16 protein-coding genes, 1 tRNA gene and 1 riboswitch are annotated in these 14684 nt (G+C 69.4%); of the genes, 13 read left to right on the top strand and 4 right to left on the bottom strand.

From position 1 onward, the window contains the following. Positions 1 to 165: 165 nt before the first annotated feature. Positions 166 to 1317 carry a c-type cytochrome gene (locus DS843_RS26710; RefSeq protein ID WP_149471866.1) on the bottom strand — a complete coding sequence of 384 codons (1152 nt, stop codon included), beginning with the start codon at positions 1315 to 1317 and terminating at the stop codon, positions 166 to 168. 149 nt (positions 1318 to 1466) lie between these two features. On the opposite strand from DS843_RS26710, the gene coxB reads away from it, so the two are divergent. Genes coxB through DS843_RS26695 form a run of 3 tightly spaced genes read left to right on the top strand, consistent with a single transcriptional unit; the run spans position 1467 to position 5385 of the window. Next, a complete protein-coding gene (coxB, locus tag DS843_RS26705; RefSeq protein ID WP_149471865.1) occupies positions 1467 to 2489 on the top strand; it encodes a cytochrome c oxidase subunit II in 1023 nt (340 codons plus the stop codon). Beyond that, positions 2486 to 5017 (top strand): cytochrome c oxidase subunit I, encoded by a 2532-nt coding sequence (gene ctaD, locus DS843_RS26700; RefSeq protein ID WP_149471864.1) that lies wholly within the window; start codon positions 2486 to 2488, stop codon positions 5015 to 5017. Before coxB ends, ctaD begins: the two co-directional genes overlap by 4 nt. Positions 5018 to 5025: 8 nt before the next feature. Next, a complete protein-coding gene (locus DS843_RS26695; RefSeq protein ID WP_149471863.1) occupies positions 5026 to 5385 on the top strand; it encodes a hypothetical protein in 360 nt (119 codons plus the stop codon). 15 nt (positions 5386 to 5400) lie between these two features. Here the strand turns inward: DS843_RS26695 and DS843_RS26690 are convergent, their stop codons facing one another. Further along, positions 5401 to 6264, bottom strand: coding sequence for a DUF2189 domain-containing protein (locus tag DS843_RS26690; protein WP_149471862.1), 864 nt, complete (start codon positions 6262 to 6264; stop codon positions 5401 to 5403). Positions 6265 to 6380: 116 nt separating this feature from the next. Between DS843_RS26690 and DS843_RS26685 the strand changes: the two genes are divergently transcribed. Further along, positions 6381 to 6719 (top strand): acylphosphatase, encoded by a 339-nt coding sequence (locus DS843_RS26685; protein ID WP_475849396.1) that lies wholly within the window; start codon positions 6381 to 6383, stop codon positions 6717 to 6719. 208 nt (positions 6720 to 6927) lie between these two features. After that, positions 6928 to 7323, top strand: coding sequence for a hypothetical protein (locus DS843_RS26680; protein ID WP_149471861.1), 396 nt, complete (start codon positions 6928 to 6930; stop codon positions 7321 to 7323). Positions 7324 to 7326: 3 nt separating this feature from the next. Here DS843_RS26680 and lipB read toward each other — a convergent pair whose 3' ends face one another. Next, entirely contained in the window at positions 7327 to 8052 is a 726-nt protein-coding gene (lipB, locus tag DS843_RS26675; RefSeq protein WP_149471860.1) for a lipoyl(octanoyl) transferase LipB, read from the bottom strand. A 125-nt stretch (positions 8053 to 8177) separates the two neighbouring features. Here lipB and DS843_RS26670 point away from each other — a divergent pair. Then, positions 8178 to 8264, top strand: a tRNA-Leu gene (locus tag DS843_RS26670). Between the two features lie 103 nt (positions 8265 to 8367). Here the strand turns inward: DS843_RS26670 and DS843_RS26665 are convergent. Next, positions 8368 to 8670, bottom strand: a complete 303-nt coding sequence (locus tag DS843_RS26665) for an STAS domain-containing protein (RefSeq protein ID WP_149471859.1) — start codon at positions 8668 to 8670, stop codon at positions 8368 to 8370. A 296-nt stretch (positions 8671 to 8966) separates the two neighbouring features. Between DS843_RS26665 and mgtE the strand changes: the two genes are divergently transcribed. The 7 genes from mgtE to DS843_RS26630 all read left to right on the top strand — a co-directional run bounded on the left by mgtE (position 8967) and on the right by DS843_RS26630 (position 14683). Next, positions 8967 to 10406 (top strand): magnesium transporter, encoded by a 1440-nt coding sequence (mgtE, locus tag DS843_RS26660; RefSeq protein ID WP_149471858.1) that lies wholly within the window; start codon positions 8967 to 8969, stop codon positions 10404 to 10406. Between the two features lie 44 nt (positions 10407 to 10450). Next, positions 10451 to 10554, top strand: a riboswitch (TPP riboswitch). Further along, positions 10546 to 11715 carry a glycine oxidase ThiO gene (thiO, locus tag DS843_RS26655; RefSeq protein WP_149471857.1) on the top strand — a complete coding sequence of 390 codons (1170 nt, stop codon included), beginning with the start codon at positions 10546 to 10548 and terminating at the stop codon, positions 11713 to 11715. (Overlaps the previous riboswitch by 9 nt.) Continuing rightward, entirely contained in the window at positions 11712 to 11921 is a 210-nt protein-coding gene (gene thiS, locus DS843_RS26650; RefSeq protein ID WP_149471856.1) for a sulfur carrier protein ThiS, read from the top strand. The genes thiO and thiS overlap by 4 nt, the downstream gene beginning before the upstream one ends. A gap of 254 nt (positions 11922 to 12175) precedes the next feature. Further along, positions 12176 to 12946 (top strand): thiazole synthase, encoded by a 771-nt coding sequence (gene thiG / locus DS843_RS26645; RefSeq protein WP_149471855.1) that lies wholly within the window; start codon positions 12176 to 12178, stop codon positions 12944 to 12946. Positions 12947 to 12996: 50 nt separating this feature from the next. Then, a complete protein-coding gene (locus DS843_RS26640) occupies positions 12997 to 13440 on the top strand; it encodes a PaaI family thioesterase (RefSeq protein WP_149471854.1) in 444 nt (147 codons plus the stop codon). Between the two features lie 38 nt (positions 13441 to 13478). Then, complete coding sequence (locus DS843_RS26635; protein WP_149471853.1) at positions 13479 to 13952, top strand: hypothetical protein; 474 nt, start codon at positions 13479 to 13481, stop codon at positions 13950 to 13952. A gap of 32 nt (positions 13953 to 13984) precedes the next feature. Then, positions 13985 to 14683 (top strand): NnrU family protein, encoded by a 699-nt coding sequence (locus tag DS843_RS26630; RefSeq protein WP_149471852.1) that lies wholly within the window; start codon positions 13985 to 13987, stop codon positions 14681 to 14683. The last annotated feature ends 1 nt before the right edge of the window (position 14684 follow it).

Raw genomic sequence — 14684 nt, 5'->3', positions numbered from 1 at the left:
GCCAGCGCTTGATCCCAGCGCGCCGCGGCTCGCCCGACACATCGCCGACCCGCCCAGACGACGAACACGCCAGACCGAAACCATGCCGGCTCCTTTCATAAGGAGACAAGCATGTTAGCGCCTATGGGAGGGTTGGGGAGGGGGAAAAAGTTGAGGGGGCAAGGGTCAGCGCGCTCCCTCCATTCCCGCCGTCTCCTGCGGGCGGCTCAGCGCGTAGTGCAGGGACAGGGCGCGGATCTGCTCCTCCGTCAGGTTGCGGGCGGCGGCGGCCATGATCCGGGACAGGGGCGTGTCGCCGTGCGCGTCCTTCTGCCAGAGGCGGAGCTGGTCCGCGATGTAGGTCGCATGCTGCCCGTCGAGGCGGGGATAGCGCGGGTCGCGGTTCGGTCCGTGACAGCCGGAGCAGGCCGGCACCCCGGTCCCACGGTCGCCGGATTCGGCCAGCCGGGCGCCCAGTTCGCGCAGGGCCGGGTCGGCATCGGCATCGGCATCTGCATTGGCGGGGGGCGGGGGCGGATAGGGCGCCGCCGTCTGCCCCGCATAATGATCGGCCAGCGTGCGCAGGATCGCGTCGTCCAGCCCGGCGGCCACCGGCTGCATGATGCCGCTGTGCCGCCCGCCCTCCGCATAGGCCTTCAGCGCGTGGAAGAGGTACTCGGCCTTCTGGCCGGACAGGCGGGGGAAGGCTCCGGTACCGCGCCCGGCGCCGTCATAGCCGTGGCAGCGGGCGCAGTTGTCCAGCACCTTGCGGGCGGAGCCGTCCATCGTTTCCAGATCCGCCAGGGCCGAGCGGTCGCCGTCCGGCGGCGCCTCCCCGAAGGCGAGACGGCGGTAGTCCTCGGCGCTCATGCCGCCCAGACGGCGCAGGAAGGCGGCCATGGCCCAGGGCTCGTCGTCGCGCGCCTGCGCGGGCCAGGCGGGCATGCCGGCGTATTTGATGCCGTTGTAGGAGATCCAATAGAGCTGCTTGTCCGTCCAGTCCCCGGCATGGCCCGGCAGGAAGGGCGGGGCGGGCAGCATGTGGCGCGAGATCGGGTTGCGGGCGGCGTCGGGCGCGCCGTGGCAGGGGGCGCAGCCGTCCTCGTAATGGCCGGCGCCGCGCTGGATCAGAGCCGGGTCGTCCAGATCGGGCGGATCGCCGACGAACGCGGCGTGCGTCTCGATGGAACTGCGCATCGCCATGCTGAGGAACCAATAGACGGGCGGCCAGTGCTCCTTGCTGGCGGCGACGCTGTAAAGCCCCGACCATGCGAACAGGAAGCCCCCCACCGCCTGCGCGCCCAACACCAGCCCGATGATCGTCAGAACTCTGCGCATGGATAAGACGCTCCGGCGGATTCGGTCGAACATCCCCGAATGAATGCTCCCCCGATGACCGAAGTTCCTGCGGAACCCACGGCCATGCCGCGAGTTTAGCCGTGCGACGACTCCTGCCGCCGCGGGTCGGACACCGCAAAGGGGGGTGCATGGACCGCAGCTCTGGCCGCAGCAAGGGATTCGCACGGGGTTGGCGGAGCGTGGCCCTGACCGGCGGAACGGCGCTTCTGGCGGCCTGCGAGCGGGGGGCGCAGTCGGCGCTGCATCCCGCCGGGCGCAACGCCGAGGCGATCCTGGACCTGACGCTGATCCTGGTCGCCGGGGGAGGGGTCATCTTCCTTTTCGTGATGGCGCTGGCGGGGTACGCCGTCATTGCGCGCCCGGAACGCTTCCCCGGAACCCGCGCCTGGGTGATCGGCGGCGGCATCGTCTTCCCCATCGTCACGCTGACCGCGCTTCAGGTCTACGAGTTCGCGGTGGCCCGTCAATTGTCGGACACCGGCGGGGCGGAGCCGCTTCGTGTCGAGGTGACCGGCCTCATGTGGTGGTGGGAGGTCCGCTACCCCGGCGCCGGGGAGGGGGGCGAGGCGCTGCGCTCCGCCAACCGCCTCGTCATCCCCGCCGGGCGGCCCGTGGAGGTGGCGGTGACCGCGGCGGACGTCATCCACAGCTTCTGGGTGCCCAGTCTGGGCGGCAAGATGGACATGATCCCCGGCCATGAGAACCGCCTGATCCTGGTGGGGGAGCGGCCCGGCACCTACCGCGGCCAGTGCGCCGAATATTGCGGTGCCCAGCACGCGCTGATGGCCTTCGACGTGGTGGTGCTGCCGCCGGACCGCTTCGAGGAATGGCTGGCCGCCGAGCGCCGCCCCGCCGCGGAGCCCGCCGGGCCGCAGCAGAGTGCCGGGCGCGAGGCCTTCCTGCGCGCCGGTTGCGGGTCGTGCCACACGGTGCGCGGGACGCCGGCCAACGGCGCGGCGGGGCCTGACCTGACCCATGTCGGCGGGCGCGGCGCGCTGGCCGCCGGGACGCTGCCCAACACGCCCGAGGCCCTGGCCGGCTGGATCGCCGGGGCACAGCACATCAAGCCGGAAAACCGCATGCCGTCCTTCCCGATCCTGGACGGCGACGATCTGCGCGCCATCGCCGTTTGGCTGGAGAGCCTGAAATGACCCCACCGCTCGACGATGCCGCCCTGCCCAACCGCCTTCCGCGCCCGCCGGGGGAGATGGAGGTGCTGGAGCGGGCCTGGAAACCGACGACCGGGATCGGCCTGCTGAAGGAGGTGAACAACAACATCATCGGCGTGATGTACATCGGCACGGCGCTGCTGTTCTTCGTCATCTCGGGCACGCTGGCGCTCGCCATGCGGACGCAGTTGGCGGTGCCGGAGAACGACCTGCTGGACCACGCCACCTACAACCAGTTCTTCACCGTGCACGGCACGGGCATGATGTTCCTGTTCGCCGTGCCCATCGTGGAGGCCATCGGCGTCTATCTGCTGCCGGCGATGCTGGCGGCGCGCGACCTGCCCTTTCCGCGCCTTTCGGCCTTCGCCTTCTGGGCCTACCTGTTCGGCGGTCTTGCCTTCTTCTGCTCGCTGATCTTCCAGGTCGCGCCGGACGGCGGCTGGTTCATGTACCCGCCGCTGACCAGCATGAAATTCTCGCCGGGGATCAACGCCGACTTCTGGCTTCTGGGGATCGGCTTCATCGAGATCTCGGCCATCGCCGGCGCCATCGAGATCATCGTCGGCATCCTGCGCACCCGCCCGCCGGGCATGACGCTGGACAAGATCCCGGTCTATTGCTGGTCGATGCTGGTCATGGCGGGGATGATCGTCTTCGCCTTTCCGGCGGTGATCGTCGCGACCGCGCTTCTGGAGATCGAGCGCGCCTTCGACTGGCCCTTCTTCATCGCGGAGCGGGGCGGCGACCCGCTGCTGTGGCAGCACCTGTTCTGGTTCTTCGGCCATCCGGAGGTCTACATCATCTTCCTGCCGGCGGCGGGGCTGGTGTCGATGATGGTGCCGACGCTGGCGCAGAGGCCGCTGGTCGGCCACGACTGGGTGGTGGTGGCCCTGGTCGGCACGGGCTTCTTCAGCTTCGGCCTGTGGGTGCACCACATGTTCGCCACCGGCATCCCGCCGCTGAGCCTGAGCTTCTTCTCCGCCGCCAGCATGGCCGTGTCGGTGCCGGCGGGCATGCAGGTCTTCGCCTGGATCGCCACCTTGGGCAAGGGGCGGCTGCAATGGACGGCGGCGACGTGGTTCCTTCTGGGCTTCCTGTTCATCTTCGTGGCCGGCGGCCTGACCGGCGTGATGGTGGCGGTGATCCCCTTCGACTGGCAGGCGCACGACAGCTACTTCGTGGTGGCGCACCTGCATTACGTGCTGATCGGCGGCATGGTCTTCCCGATCTTCGCCGGGCTTTACCATTGGTGGCCGTTGCTGAAGGGCACCATGCTGTCGGAGCGGCTGGGGCGCTGGGCCTTCTGGATGATGTTCATCGGCTTCAACGTCGCCTTCTTCCCCATGCACATCAGCGGCCTGATGGGCATGCCGCGGCGGGTCTACACCTATCCGGGCGATCTGGGCTGGAACGGGCTGAACATGATCTCCACGGCGGGAGCCTTCGTGATGGCCTTCGGCATCCTGCTGGTGCTGATCGACATGGCGCGGGACGCGCTGGGACGGGGCCGGCCAGCGCCGGACAATCCTTGGAGGGCGGGGACTCTGGAGTGGATTCCGAACGGCAACTACGCCACCCGGAGCATCCCGCACGTCCGCTCCCTCTACCCGCTGTGGGACAACCCGAACCTGTCGCGCGAGGTGCAGGAGGGCGCCCATTACCTGCCTGGCGCCCCGACCCGGCGGCGCGAGACCATCGTGACCAGCCCCATCGAGGCCAAGCCCCAGTATCTGATGCCGATGCCCGGCCCGCATTGGAGCCATTTCCTGGCCGGGCTGTTCACCGCGGCGCATTTCCTGTGCCTGACGGTGCAGCTCTACTGGGTGTCGCTGGTGCCGGCGGCCCTGGCCATCGCGTCGGTCTTCTGGTGGGTGTGGAGCCTGGACAAGGGGGCGGACCACCCGCCCCAGGACGTCGGCGGCGGCTGGCGGGTGCCCGTCTATCTCCAGGGATCGGAGAATCACTCGTGGTGGGGGACGGCGGTTCTGCTGCTGGTCGACGGGACGGCCTTCGCCTGCCTGTGCTTCACCTACGTCTTCCTGTGGACGGTCAGTCCGGACGTCTGGCCGGCGGCCACGGAGGCCTTGCCCGGGCTGGAGTGGCTGGCCGGCGGGGTGGCCCTGTGGATCGTGGCCGCGGTGGCGATGCTTCTGGCGAGCCGGGCGCTGAACGGCAACCACGCCTGGGCGATGCGCGGCGCACTGGTTTCCGGTTTCCTGCTGACGGTGGTTGCGGCGGTGGCGGAGCCCTATGCCCAGGTCGGCGGCGGCCTCGTCGCGTCGCGGAGCGCCTATGGCGCCATCGTCTACATGCTGGCGGCCTGGCAGGTCTTCCACGTCGCGATTCTGCTTCTGATGACCGGCTACGTGTTGGCGCGGTCCTTCGCCGGGCTGCTGCACGCGCGGCGCCGGGTCACCTTCGACAACCTCATGCTGATGTGGCTCTACACCTGCGGGCAGGGGGTGGCGGCGCTCCTGCTGGTCCATCTGTTCCCGCGGCTGGCCGTGTGAGGCGCGCTATGGAGAAGACAGCGTTCACCGCGACCTTCACCGGGATGATGTCGGCCTTCCTGATCTGGGCGGTTCATTTCGCGGCGGTTTACGGCATCAACGGGTTGATCTGCGCCCGCAACCTGGAAGGGGTGGACTGGTACGGCCAGCCCGCCGCGGTGGTTCTGGTCCTGGGTGCCACGGGCATCGCCCTGCTGCTGGCCGCGGGGGTTCTGGCGGCGGCGCTGTGGGGTGCGGCGCCGGGGCGGCGGGCCAGCGAGGACCCGCGCCGCTTCATCCGCTTCTTCACCGCGCTCGCCGCCGCGGGGGCGCTGCTCGCCATCCTGTGGAACGGCCTTCCGGCCCTTCAGGTGCCAGCCTGTGGGTAGGTCACTGCGGGTGGCTCACTCCGGGATCAGACGCCGGTAGAGGTGCCATGTGGCGTGGCCGAGCACCGGCATGACGATCACCAGCCCGACGAAGGCGGGCAGCGAGCCGAGCAGAAGCCCGCCCGCCACGATCAGGCCCCAGAGCGCCATGGCCTCCGGATTCCTCAGGGCGGCGCGGACGGAGGTGCGGATGGCCGTCGCCACGCCGACCCGGCGGTCGAGCAGCAGCGGGAAGCTGACCACGCTGATCGCCAGCACCAGGACCGCGAACAGGAAGCCGATTCCCATCCCCAGCACGATCATCGCCCAGCCGGCGCGGGTGGTGAACAGCGCGTGGCTGAAGGCGCTCCAACCCTCCGACGCCAATGGGGCCAGCGTCGCCATGTAGATGAGCTGCGCCGCCACGAGCCACAGCAGGAACACCGCCGTCAGGATCGCCCCCATCGCCAGGACCGCCCCGAAGGCCGGCGAGCGCGCCACCCCGAAGGCGTCCGCCCAGGACACGCGGTCGCCCCGCTCGCGGCGGCGGCTCATCTCGTAGAGGCCGACCGCGGCGAAGGGGCCGATCAACGCGAAGCCGGAGGCCAGCGGGAACAGAAGGTGCAGGGCGTTCTTGTCGAACATCACCTGGGCCAGCAGCAGCCCGACCAGCGGATAGATCAGGGCGATGAAGAGGACGTCGGTGCGGCAGGCCATGAAATCCTGGAATCCCTTCCTCAGCGCCTCGCGCAGGTCGTCGCTGCGGATGCGGCGCACGGTCGGCTCCAGCGCCGCCCGCTCCGCCGCCGATGGGGCGATGGCGTGCCCCGCTTCCGCCAGATTGTGGGACCAGGATTTGAAATGGGCCGCTCCCCATTCCGCAGGGTTTCGGATGGTCATGTCCGTTCCTCCCGAACCGTTCGTTCCGGGAATAATACGCCGACGAACGGTTGACGGGGCTGTTCATTGGGGGAGGAGAGGGCACGGGTCTGCACCGGGTTTTCCGGAGGAGACGCATGCCCTATTGTCGCGACCGTACGAAGACGAAACCGGGGATGGGAATGGCGGAGAACGAGGACCGCAAGGCCGTGCTGGCCCGCATTCATGGCAAGGTTCAGGGCGTGTGGTACCGCGGCTGGACGGTGGACGCGGCGGGGCGGCTGGGGCTGTCCGGCTGGGTGCGCAACCGCGGCGACGGCACGGTGGAGGCCCTGTTCGCGGGTCCGGCGGAGGCCGTGGACCGAATGCTGGAGGCCTGCCGCCGCGGCCCTTCCGCTGCCGTGGTCAGCGACATCGCCTTGGAGCCGGCCCGCGACCCCGGTCCGGGCGTCTTCGAGCAGCGGCCGACGCAGTGACCTCTCGCTGGGATGGTTAGCGTTCCGTTAGCCGTGCGGGGATAGGATGTTTGGACCGGGTGGGGGCAAGCGGATTGGGATGAGCGGCAACAGGCCAGAATCTGTGCTTCGGCTCCTGCGCGTCGCGTCACTCGGCCTTTTGCTGGCCGCACCGGGAACCGGGAGCGCTTGGGCCAAGGGGCCGCTCGACCGGACGGAGCCGGGGCACATGCCGCCGGTGCCGCCCGGCGGATACGACCTGCCGCTGTCGCCGCCGGTGGTCCAGTTTCCGTTGCCCCCGCAATGGGTGATGATCCGCTCCACCCAGGACTGGCGGCGCGCGGGGACTTTCGAAAAGGAACTCAGCAAATCCTGCGCCTCCCGCCACTTCCGGGAGCAGATGCCCCTGCGCTACCGCGCCATCTTCAAGGGGGAGGTGCTGGGGGTCGCCTTCGGGCATGGCCTGAATCTGCATGACCCGAAGAAGCAGGCGAACCGCCGGCTGATCTATCTGTTCCGCAACGGAGACAGCACCGGCTGCACCATCGTGTCGATCACCAACGAGGATGTGCGGGTGCTGAACGACGCGCAGCCGGCGCAGCCCGCCGGAGCGGCGAAGCGGTAGGGATCATCCCTCTTCCGGGCCGCCGCCGAAGACCTCCGCGAAGCTGGCGATCAGGGCGGCGTCCACATCCTCCATGCTGACCAGATGGCCGAGCGCCACGATGGAGGTCACCCCATGCTCGCTGATGCCGCAGGGGACGATGCCGGCGAAGTGGGACAGGTCCGGCTCCACGTTCAGGGCGATGCCGTGGAAGCTGACCCAGCGGCGGACGCGCACGCCGATGGCGGCGATCTTGTCCTCCTGGCCGGGGGCGCCGCCGTAGGGCTGCTTGTTCACCCAGATGCCGACGCGGCCCTCCCGCCGTTCGCCGCGGATGTTGAAGGCGGCCAGCGTGCGGATCAGCCACTCCTCCAGATCATGGACGAAGGCGCGGATGTCGGCGCCGCGCGTCTTCAGGTCCAGCATCACGTAGGCCACGCGCTGCCCCGGCCCGTGATAGGTGAACTGACCGCCGCGCCCGGCCTGATAGACGGGGAAGCGGCCCGGCTCCAGAAGGTCCTCCTCCCGCGCGCTGGTGCCGGCGGTGTAGAGGGGCGGATGCTCCAGCAGCCAGACCAGTTCCGGCGCGGTGCCGGCGCGGATGGCCTCGACCCGCGCCTCCATCTCGGCCAGCGCGTCGGGGTAGGGGACGGGCGTGTCGCTGATGCGCCATTCCACCGCCGGAGCGGCGGCAACGGAGGCGGAGGCGTCGGCGGACGGCGGAACGGGGGCGGTGCTGGCGTCGGTCATTCCGACGTTATGAACTTTCTTTTCCAAAAACGCGAGACGCCGCTTGATCGGAGATTGGGGATCTGGTATTCCCCCGCTCCACCCGATGGAAAGAGCAATCCTGACGTCGGTTCTACCAGCCTTGTGCGGTCGTGGCGGAATTGGTAGACGCGCAGCGTTGAGGTCGCTGTGGCAGAGATGCCGTGGAAGTTCGAGTCTTCTCGACCGCACCATCCCTCCGGAACGGGGGATTGGCAAACAAACGAAAAGCCCGCGGGTCCAACGGACCACAGCGGGCTTTTTCGTTTTCGGGCCGCCCTGTCGATACCGGCCCCTTCAGCGGAACTCCACATACTGGTCGAGCGCGACGCGGCGCATGGTCTGCACAATATAGGGTTGTGCATTGTGCACCGACACCAGCCCCTTCGCGTCGCGGCAGCGGTTGGCGAGAACGAACAGCATGCCGATCGCCGCGGAATCGACGAAGGTCAGGTAGCGCAGGTCCAGCCGCACCTGGGGCCGCGCGCACACATCCCAATCCGCCAGCAGGTCGTGGAACTTGCGGCTGTCGTCGTAGGTGAAACGCCCCGACAGCATGATCCCTTCCTGACCGTCGACGTCGGTGTAGGCGTACTCCATCGTCACATCCGCTGGCCGGTGGTGTCAGTTCTTCGTTGACTGCGAGGGTTGAATGGCCCCGCACGCATTATGGGTGCACGAATTATGCACTCCGCGCAAGCATTGCGCGAAGGGACGGAGGCTCTGGAACCGCCCGCCGCGCTGGACAAAGCGGCGGCGCACCTATATTCGGTGGGCGCCCCGGCGGAGATCCGCGGGGGCTCCCCACCAACCCGCAAACGCCGGTGCGCCATGGCCGACCGATCGCCGGACCATGCCGTCACGCCGCATTGCCATCGTACAGGGAGGGTGCCGCCATGCACACCGACCGCCAGGAACCGGATCGTATCCAGGACGATGTGCCGCACCCGGCCGAACGCCCCGAACCGCCCCGTGAGGACGGCGAGGAGGAACGCGCCTATGGCGTGGAGCCGGAGTTCGTGGAGGAGATCGTCGAACGGCTGCACGCCGGACGGCGCGACGAGCTGCGCGCGGAGGTGGACAGGCTCCATCCCGCCGACATCGCGGACCTGATCGAGCAGCTCGGCCATGACGACCGCGAGGCGCTGGTCGGCATCCTGCGCCCCGACTTCGACGGCGAGGTGCTGAGCTACCTCAACCCCGATCTCCGCGAGGAGATCGTCGAGCTGTTCGAGCCGAAGGAACTGGCCGCCGCCGTCGCGGAACTGGACACCGACGACGCCGTCGACGTCATCGAGGATCTGGACGAGGACACCCGCCGGGCGGTGCTGGAAAACCTGCCCGCCGCCGACCGCGCGCTGGTCCAGGAGAACCTGACCTACGACGAATACACCGCCGGCCGCCTGATGCAGCGCGATCTGGTGGCGGTGCCGCAGTTCTGGACGGTGGGCAAGACCATCGACTATGTCCGCGCCGCCACCGACGAGCTGCCGGAGGATTTCTACGACATCTTCGTCGTCGATCCCATGCACCGGGTGGTCGGGGCGGTGCCGCTGTCGCGCCTGCTGCGCCAGAAGCGGTCCGTCCGCATCGCCGATCTGGTGACGGAGGAGGTGGACGCCATCCCCGCCACCATGGACCAGGAGGAGGTGGCGAACCTGTTCCGCCAGTATGCCCTGGTCTCCGCACCCGTGGTGGACGCCGGCGGGCGGCTGATCGGCGTCATCACCGTGGACGACGTGGTGGACATCATCGACGAGGAGGCGGAGGACGACATCGGCAAGCTGGGCGGCGTCGGCGACACCTCCATCTACCGCACGGTGCTGGAAACCTCGCGCTCGCGCATCTCCTGGCTGGGCGTGAACCTGTTCACCGCCTTCGCGGCGGCGGGCGTCATCTCGCTGTTCGAGGGAACCATCGAGAAGATCGTGGCGCTGGCCGTGCTGATGCCCATCACCGCCTCGATGGGCGGCAACGCCGGAACCCAGACGCTGACCGTGGCCGTCCGCGCACTGGCGACGCGCGAGCTGTCGTCCTCCAACGCTTCCCGCGTGGTGGGTAAGGAGGTGATGGTCGGCCTGATCAACGGCGCCGTCTTCGCCACGCTGGTGGGGGCCATCGCCGCGACTTGGTTCGAGCCGATGATCGGCGTGGTCATCGGCTGCGCCATGGTCATCAACCTCTTCGTCGCCGGGCTGTGCGGCGTGCTGATCCCCATCGGGCTGGAGCGGATGGGCGTCGATCCGGCGGTGGCGAGTTCGGTCTTCCTGACCACCATGACCGACGTCATAGGTTTTTTGTCCTTTCTCGGGCTGGCAACGCTTCTGTTGCTGTGACCAACAAAAGGGCTTGCCAAAGGCGGCTCTCTTCCGGATGATCCGGGCATTGGCTGGGGTGCCGTGCGGGATGAGCCCGCGCGGCTGAGATCACACCCATCGAACCTGTCTGGATAATGCCAGCGAAGGGAGCCGCCGCATGGTATCCGCGCCCTCAATTCATTCCGATTCCGCAAAGCCCTCCGTCGCCGTGATCGGCGCCGGGGTGATCGGCCTGTCCATCGCCTGGAGGCTGGCCGCTGCCGGCTGCCGGGTGGAGGTCTTCGACCGCGCCGCCGCCGGTCGGGGGGCCAGCCACGCCGCGGGCGGGATGCTCGCCGCCTGCGTCGAGACCGAACCCGGCGAAGAAAGCCTTCTGCCGCTGACCCGCGCCTCCCAGGACCTGTGGCCTGCCTTCGCGGCGGAACTGGAGGCCGCCTCCGGCATGGCGGTGGACCTGCGCACCGAAGGCACCATGGTCATCGCGCTGAACGCCGACGACGCGGCCAAGGTGCGCTTCCTGCACGATTTCCAGACCAAACTCGGCCTGCCGGTGGAGTGGCTGAGCGGGGCGGAGGTGCGGCGGCGCGAACCCTATCTCCAGCCGGGCGTGGCCGGCGCGCTGTTCTGCGCCGGCGACCATCAGGTGGACAACCGCAAGGTCGCCGCCGCCCTTCACGCCGCCGCCCTGCGGGCCGGGGCCTCGATCCACGAGCACGCCGAGGTCTCCCGCATCGAGGTTCGCGGCGGGCGGGCCGTCGGCGTCCAGGTCGGGGACCGCTTGGTCGAAGCGGACCGGGTGGTTCTGGCCGCCGGGGCCTGGTCGGGCCGGATCGACGGGCTGTCTCCGGCGGTGCGCCCGCCCGTACGCCCGGTGAAGGGGCAGATGCTGTGCCTGCGCATGGACTCCCGGCTGCCGCTGCTGCGCCATGTCGTGTGGACTCCCGGCACCTACCTGATTCCGCGGCTGGACGGGCGGTTGCTGGTCGGCGCCACGACGGAGGAGCGCGGCTTCGACGACCGGCTGACCGCCGGGGGACAGTTCGCCCTGCTGGAGGGGGCGTGGCGCGCCCTGCCGGGCATCGCCGAACTGCCCATCGAGGAAAGCTGGGCCGGCTTCCGCCCCGGCACCCGCGACGACGCCCCGATCCTCGGCCTGTCGGAGGTGGAGGGGCTGGTCCACGCCACCGGGCACCACCGCAACGGCATCCTGCTGACCCCGGTCACCGCCGATTCGGTGGCGCGGCTGGTCCTGACCGGGGAGGCCGATCCGGTGATCCGCCCCTTCGCGCTCGACCGGTTCGCCCAGCCGAAGGGAGCCGCGGCATGAGCGCCCTCATCCGTGTGAACGGGCGGGAGGAGGAGCTTGCCGCCCCCACCGTCGCCGCGCTTCTGGCCGCGCGGGGCATTCCCGTGGGCACGCGCGGGGTCGCCGTCGCCCTGAACGGCGCGGTCCTGCCGTCCCGCCGGTGGGACGAGACGCCCCTGTCCGCGGGCGACGCCCTGGAGATCATCCGCCCCGTGCAAGGCGGCTGAGCGCAGGGCGGTCCCAATCAATGGCATGTCCCTCTCCTGCCCCGGAAGAGGGTGCCCGCGCAGCGGGCTCTCGCGCTGGCTGGAAGCCAGCGCTGACGCGGCAGGCGGACCTTCGGTCCGCCGAGAGCGGGTGAGGGTAAGGTCGAGGATCGATAAACTATCCTTGCCGGAACCCTCACCCTTCCCACGCTTCGCGCGGGCCCCTTCCCTCTCCCGGGGCGGGAGAGGGGATGTCAGTCAACGAGGAAACATCCATGAACGACACGCTCACCATAGCGGGCCGGGAGTTCGGCTCGCGCCTGTTCCTCGGCACCGCCGGCTATCCGAACCAGCAGGTGATGCTGGACGCGCTGGAGGCCAGCGGCAGCGAACTGGTCACACTGGCCATCCGGCGCATCAGCCTGGACGGCTATTCGGAAAGCCTCGTCGACGTCATCGGCGACCGCGCCGGGCTGCTGCCCAACACCGCCGGCTGCCTGACCGCCAAGGAGGCGGTGCTGACCGCGCAACTCGCCCGCGAGGCGCTCGGTGTGGACTGGATCAAGCTGGAGGTCATCGGTGACCGCGAGCTGCTCTATCCCGACGTGGAGGAGCTTCTGCGCGCCACGGAGGAGCTGGTGGCCGACGGCTTCACCGTCCTGCCCTACTGCAACGACGATCCGGTGACCTGCCGCAAGCTGGCGGATCTGGGTGCGGCGGCGGTGATGCCGTTGGGCGCCTTCATCGGCTCGGGGCTGGGAATCCGCAACCCGCACGCCATCGAGACGATCTGCGCGCGCAGTCCCGTGCCGGTGGTTCTGGACGCCGGAATCGGCACGGCGTCGGACGCCGCCCTGGCGATGGAGCTGGGCTGCGCCGCCGTCCTGCTGAACACCGCCGTGTCGAAGGCGCGCGATCCGGTGCGCATGGCCGCGGCGATGCGCGACGCGGTGGCGGCGGGACGGTCGGCGCGTCTGGCCGGGCGCATGCCGAAACGCGCCTTCGCGGAAGCGTCGAGTCCGCAGCTCGGCTTGATCGGAACGTAAGGCTGGCGCAGGGTAGGGGGAGCCCGAATGCAATCAGGGGAACCCGAGACGTGCCCAAGACCTTCGAACCGCGTGACCCGGACTGGGAGGCGCGCTGCCGCGCCGGCTTCGAACGCCAGCCGATCTGCAAGACGCTGGGGATCGAGTTGACGCGGCTGGAGCCCGGCTTTTGCGAGATGCGCCTGCCCTTCCGCGCCGACCTGACGCAGCAGCATGGCTTCTTCCACGCGGGCATGGTCAGCACGCTGGCCGACAACGCCGGGGGCTATGCCGGCTACACGCTGATGCCGGCGGGAAGCGAGGTCCTGGCGGTGGAGTTCAAGGTCAACCTGATGTCGCCGGCCAAGGGCGAGGTGATGATCGCCCGCGCCCGCGTGTTGAAGCCGGGCCGCACCCTGACCGTCACCAGCGTCGAGGTGTCGATGCTCGACGGCGGGGTGGAGAAGGACTGCGCCATCATGCAGCAGACCCTGTTCTGCCAGGCCCCCGTCTGACCCGCCCCACCCCCTTCCATCCGATCCAGGAGGTTCGCATGCCGCTGTCGCGTCTTCTCGGTGCCGCGCTGATCGCGGGCGCCGCCGCCATCACCCTGGCCCAGCCGGCCTTCGCCCAGAAGAAGGAGCCGCCGGCCTGCGCCGCCGTCTCCTTCCGCCCCATCGCCCCCGGCGCACCGGACGGCGAGACCGACGCCGGACTCTACAAGTCCCGATTCGGCAAGATCGAGGTGAAGGCCGAGGTCAAGGGCGGGCAGGCGACCAACTACTACATGGTGCTGAACGGCAAGCGGATCGACGCGACGGCCAACCCGCCCAAGGCTGCCGATTCCTGCCTGACGTCCAAGAGCGTCAAGCTGCCCTACCAGAAGCAGGCGGCGGGGGCCTGCACCGGCAACCGCTTCCGCGTGGTGATCGACCGCTCCGGCAAGCAGCCGGTGGCCCTGTTCTTCGGCCTGCACGGCGACGATTGGGCCTATTGCAGCGGCACCACGCTGGAAAAGGGCGCCTGACGGGAGAGTAGGAAGCGACCGGGAGACCGCGCATGACCGGCACCATCGCCCATCTGTCCGCCGCGGGCCTGTTCCTGCTGCTGACGCATTTCGGCATCTCCAGCACGCCGCTTCGCGCGGCGCTGGTCGGGCGGCTGGGGGAGAAGCCCTACCTCGGCCTCTATTCGCTGATTTCGGCGCTGGCCTTCTGGTGGCTGGCGGCGGCCTACAACGGGGCGCCTTACGTGCCGTTGTGGCCGCCCGCCGGCGGGCTCGCCTGGGTGCCGGTCCTGCTGGTGCCGGTCGCGCTGTTTCTGCTGGTCTGCGGCTTCTCCACCCCGAATCCGACGGCGGTCGGGCAGGAAAAGCTACTGACCGGAGACCGGGAGCCGGTCCGCGGCATCCTGCGGGTGACGCGGAATCCGTTCCTATGGGGCGTCGGGCTGTGGGCGGTCGCCCATATCGTGCCGAACGGGGATCTCGCCTCGCTGATCCTGTTCGGGACGCTCGCCCTTCTGGCGCTGGGCGGCAGCGTCCTGATCGACGCGAAGATGGCGCGGCGGCTGGGGGCGGACTGGGACCGCTACGCCGCGCGCACCTCCAACCTGCCCTTCGCGGCGATCCTGGCCGGGCGCCAAAGCCTCGTCTGGCGGGAGATCGGCTGGTGGCGCCCGGCGCTGGCTCTGCTGCTCTATGGCGGGTTGCTGCACCTGCACCGGATGCTGTTCGGCGTGTCGCCGCTGCCCTGGTGAG

Origin of the sequence: Roseomonas genomospecies 6, assembly GCF_008365375.1 — a bacterium.
Classification (GTDB): domain Bacteria; phylum Pseudomonadota; class Alphaproteobacteria; order Azospirillales; family Azospirillaceae; genus Azospirillum.
The sequence above is the reverse complement of the archived record's forward strand: the minus strand, read 5'-3'. Positions and strand labels throughout refer to the sequence as shown.

What these genes read in the sequence shown, in the direction of transcription:
- DS843_RS26710 (WP_149471866.1), bottom strand. Translation starts at nt 1,317, where the DNA reads ATGCGCAGAGTTCTGACGATCATCGGGCTGGTGTTGGGCGCGCAGGCG.
- coxB (WP_149471865.1), top strand. Translation starts at nt 1,467, where the DNA reads ATGGACCGCAGCTCTGGCCGCAGCAAGGGATTCGCACGGGGTTGGCGG.
- ctaD (WP_149471864.1), top strand. Translation starts at nt 2,486, where the DNA reads ATGACCCCACCGCTCGACGATGCCGCCCTGCCCAACCGCCTTCCGCGC.
- DS843_RS26695 (WP_149471863.1), top strand. Translation starts at nt 5,026, where the DNA reads ATGGAGAAGACAGCGTTCACCGCGACCTTCACCGGGATGATGTCGGCC.
- DS843_RS26690 (WP_149471862.1), bottom strand. Translation starts at nt 6,264, where the DNA reads ATGACCATCCGAAACCCTGCGGAATGGGGAGCGGCCCATTTCAAATCC.
- DS843_RS26685 (WP_475849396.1), top strand. Translation starts at nt 6,381, where the DNA reads ATGCCCTATTGTCGCGACCGTACGAAGACGAAACCGGGGATGGGAATG.
- DS843_RS26680 (WP_149471861.1), top strand. Translation starts at nt 6,928, where the DNA reads ATGCCGCCGGTGCCGCCCGGCGGATACGACCTGCCGCTGTCGCCGCCG.
- lipB (WP_149471860.1), bottom strand. Translation starts at nt 8,052, where the DNA reads ATGACCGACGCCAGCACCGCCCCCGTTCCGCCGTCCGCCGACGCCTCC.
- DS843_RS26665 (WP_149471859.1), bottom strand. Translation starts at nt 8,670, where the DNA reads ATGGAGTACGCCTACACCGACGTCGACGGTCAGGAAGGGATCATGCTG.
- mgtE (WP_149471858.1), top strand. Translation starts at nt 8,967, where the DNA reads ATGCACACCGACCGCCAGGAACCGGATCGTATCCAGGACGATGTGCCG.
- thiO (WP_149471857.1), top strand. Translation starts at nt 10,546, where the DNA reads ATGGTATCCGCGCCCTCAATTCATTCCGATTCCGCAAAGCCCTCCGTC.
- thiS (WP_149471856.1), top strand. Translation starts at nt 11,712, where the DNA reads ATGAGCGCCCTCATCCGTGTGAACGGGCGGGAGGAGGAGCTTGCCGCC.
- thiG (WP_149471855.1), top strand. Translation starts at nt 12,176, where the DNA reads ATGAACGACACGCTCACCATAGCGGGCCGGGAGTTCGGCTCGCGCCTG.
- DS843_RS26635 (WP_149471853.1), top strand. Translation starts at nt 13,479, where the DNA reads ATGCCGCTGTCGCGTCTTCTCGGTGCCGCGCTGATCGCGGGCGCCGCC.
- DS843_RS26630 (WP_149471852.1), top strand. Translation starts at nt 13,985, where the DNA reads ATGACCGGCACCATCGCCCATCTGTCCGCCGCGGGCCTGTTCCTGCTG.